The 3,146-nt window shown below is 54.7% G+C and carries 1 tRNA gene and 2 rRNA genes; all 3 read right to left on the bottom strand.

The window, feature by feature from the left end:
- Position 1: 1 nt before the first annotated feature.
- Positions 2-78: transfer RNA gene (locus GSH16_RS15745), tRNA-Met, on the bottom strand.
- Positions 79-123: 45 nt separating this feature from the next.
- Positions 124-238, bottom strand: a 5S ribosomal RNA gene (gene rrf, locus GSH16_RS15740).
- A 106-nt stretch (positions 239-344) separates the two neighbouring features.
- A 23S ribosomal RNA gene (locus GSH16_RS15735) occupies positions 345-3,124 on the bottom strand.
- Positions 3,125-3,146 lie beyond the last annotated feature (22 nt).

Raw genomic sequence — 3,146 nt, 5'->3', positions numbered from 1 at the left:
TTGGTTGCGGGAGCAGGATTTGAACCTGCGACCTTCAGGTTATGAGCCTGACGAGCTACCGGGCTGCTCCATCCCGCGGTGATGTTCTTTTTTGTATCGTTTGAGAGCGTCTGTTCTTGTCAGGTTTGGCGGTGACCTACTCTCCCACGTCTTAAGACGCAGTACCATCGGCGCAACGGTGCTTAACGGCCGAGTTCGGGATGGGATCGGGTGTTTCACTCGTGCTGTGACCACCAAACCGGGCAAGAACAGCGGGGCCATCTGGCCCCTACACGAGGATCTTTCCAATGTCTGAGGTGTTTTCATGACTTCCAGGGACTGAAGGTTTCAGTCTTCTACTGGATCGTATCAAGCCTATCGGGCGATTAGTACCGGTCAACTGAACGCATCACTGCGCTTACATCTCCGGCCTATCGACGTGGTGGTCTTCCACGGCCCTCAGGGAGACCTTGTTTCGAGGGGGGCTTCCCGCTTAGATGCCTTCAGCGGTTATCCTGTCCGCACATAGCTACCCAGCACTGCCGTTGGCACGACAACTGGTCCACCAGTGGTGCGTCCACCCCGGTCCTCTCGTACTAGGGGCAGCTCCTCTCAAGTCTCCTACACCCACGGCAGATAGGGACCGAACTGTCTCACGACGTTCTAAACCCAGCTCACGTACCACTTTAATCGGCGAACAGCCGAACCCTTGGGACCTGCTCCAGCCCCAGGATGTGATGAGCCGACATCGAGGTGCCAAACACTGCCGTCGATATGGACTCTTGGGCAGTATCAGCCTGTTATCCCCGGCGTACCTTTTATCCGTTGAGCGATGGCCCTTCCACTCGGGACCACCGGATCACTATGACCGACTTTCGTCTCTGCTCGACTTGTCAGTCTCGCAGTCAGGCGGGCTTCTGCCATTGCACTCAACGAGCGATTTCCGACCGCTCTGAGCCCACCATCGCGCGCCTCCGTTACTCTTTAGGAGGCGACCGCCCCAGTCAAACTACCCGCCACACAGGGTCCCGGATCCGGATAACGGACCGCGGTTAGACATCAAGCGAATAAAGGGTGGTATCTCAAGGGAGGCTCCACCGAGACTGGCGTCCCGGGTTCAAAGCCTACCACCTATCCTGCACATTACGCGCCTAATGCCAGTGTGAAGCTGTAGTAAAGGTGCACGGGGTCTTTCCGTCTGACCGCGGGAACCCCGCATCTTCACGGGGAATTCAATTTCGCTGAGTCTGCATTGGAGACAGCGGGGAAGTCGTTACGCCATTCGTGCAGGTCGGAACTTACCCGACAAGGAATTTCGCTACCTTAGGACCGTTATAGTTACGGCCGCCGTTTACCGGGGCTTCAATTCGGTGCTTGCACACCTCCTTTTAACCTTCCGGCACCGGGCAGGCGTCAGACCCTATACGTCGTGTTGCCACTTCGCAGAGCCCTGTGTTTTTAGTAAACAGTCGCCACCCCCTGGTTTGTGCCCCCGATCAACAGTTGCCTGCCAACCGGGCCTCCTTCTCGCGAACTTACGGAGGTATTTTGCCGAGTTCCTTCAATGCAGTTCTCTCAAGCGCCTTGGTATGCTCTACCAGTCCACCTGTGTCGGTTTCGGGTACGGTCCAGTGGAGGGCTATTTCCAGGGACCCCGCAGCTGCCAGACCAATCCGATAAGGTCTGACAACAGTAAGGATCCGTCACGTCCTCCTGGCCCAGGAATATTAACCTGGTTCCCATCGACTACGCCTTTCGGCCTCGCCTTAGGGGCCGGCTTACCCTGCTCAGATTAGCTTTAAGCAGGAACCCTTGGACTTTCGGCGACAGGGTCTCTCACCCTGTTTATCGCTACTCATGTCAACATTCTCACTTCTGTACGCTCCAGAATAGGTCACCCACATCCTTCGCTGCATACAGAACGCTCCGCTACCACGCACATAAAGTGCATCCTAAGCTTCGGCTCATGGCTTGAGCCCCGGTACATCTTCGCCGCAAGACAACTTGTCTAGACCAGTGAGCTGTTACGCTTTCTTTAAATGATGGCTGCTTCTAAGCCAACATCCTGGTTGTTTTGGTCGTCTCACCTGCTTTCCCACTTAGCCATGAATTAGGGGCCTTAGCTGTAGGTCAGGGTTGTTTCCCTCTCCACTACGGACGTTAGCATCCGCAGTGTGTCTGCCAGATAGTACTCGCCGGTATTCGGAGTTTGGTTAGGATCAGTAAGACTGTAGGTCCCCATTACCCATCCAGTGCTCTACCCCCGGCGGTATTCGTCTGACGCTCTACCTAAATAGATTTCGCGGAGAACCAGCTATCTCCGAGTTTGATTGGCCTTTCACCCCTAGGCACAACTCATCCCGACCTTTTTCAACAGGTGTGGGTTCGGACCTCCAGTGCGTGTTACCGCACCTTCATCCTGGTCATGCCTAGATCACTCGGTTTCGGGTCTGATCCTACGTACTCATTCGCCCTATTAAGACTCGCTTTCGCTGCGCCTACACCTATCGGCTTAAGCTTGCACGCAAGACCAAGTCGTTGACCCATTATACAAAAGGTACGCTGTCACCCCTCAAGGAGGCTCCAACTGTTTGTAGGCGTCCGGTTTCAGGATCTGTTTCACTCCCCTCGTCGGGGTGCTTTTCACCTTTCCCTCACGGTACTGGTTCGCTATCGGTCAGTAAGGAGTACTTAGCCTTCGAAGGTGGTCCTCCGATGTTCAGACAGGATTTCACGTGTCCCGCCCTACTTAATACGTCAAATCTCGCTTCGCATACGGGGCTGTCACCCATATCGCCCGGCTTTCCATCCGGTTCTGCTCACGATCATTGCTCGGCTGGTCCGCGTTCGCTCGCCGCTACTAACGGAGTATCTGTTGATGTCCTTTCCTCCGGGTACTTAGATGTTTCAGTTCCCCGGGTTTGCTCTTTTAACCCTATGTATTCAGGTTAGAAGTACCTGGTTCACCATCGCTATCCTTTGCCGCGAACGGCAAACAATAACGAAGTGTCAGGTGGGTTCCCCCATTCGGAAATCCTTGGATCAAAGCGTATTCTCAGCTCCCCAAGGCTTATCGCAGAGTATCACGTCCTTCATCGCCTCTTACTGCCTAGGCATCCACCAAACGCCCTTTTCGCGCTTGATCCGATCCAGAAGAAGACTGACGC

Source organism: Oceanomicrobium pacificus, assembly GCF_009833495.1.
GTDB classification, from domain to species: Bacteria; Pseudomonadota; Alphaproteobacteria; order Rhodobacterales; family Rhodobacteraceae; genus Oceanomicrobium; species Oceanomicrobium pacificus.
The sequence above is the reverse complement of the archived record's forward strand: the minus strand, read 5'-3'. Positions and strand labels throughout refer to the sequence as shown.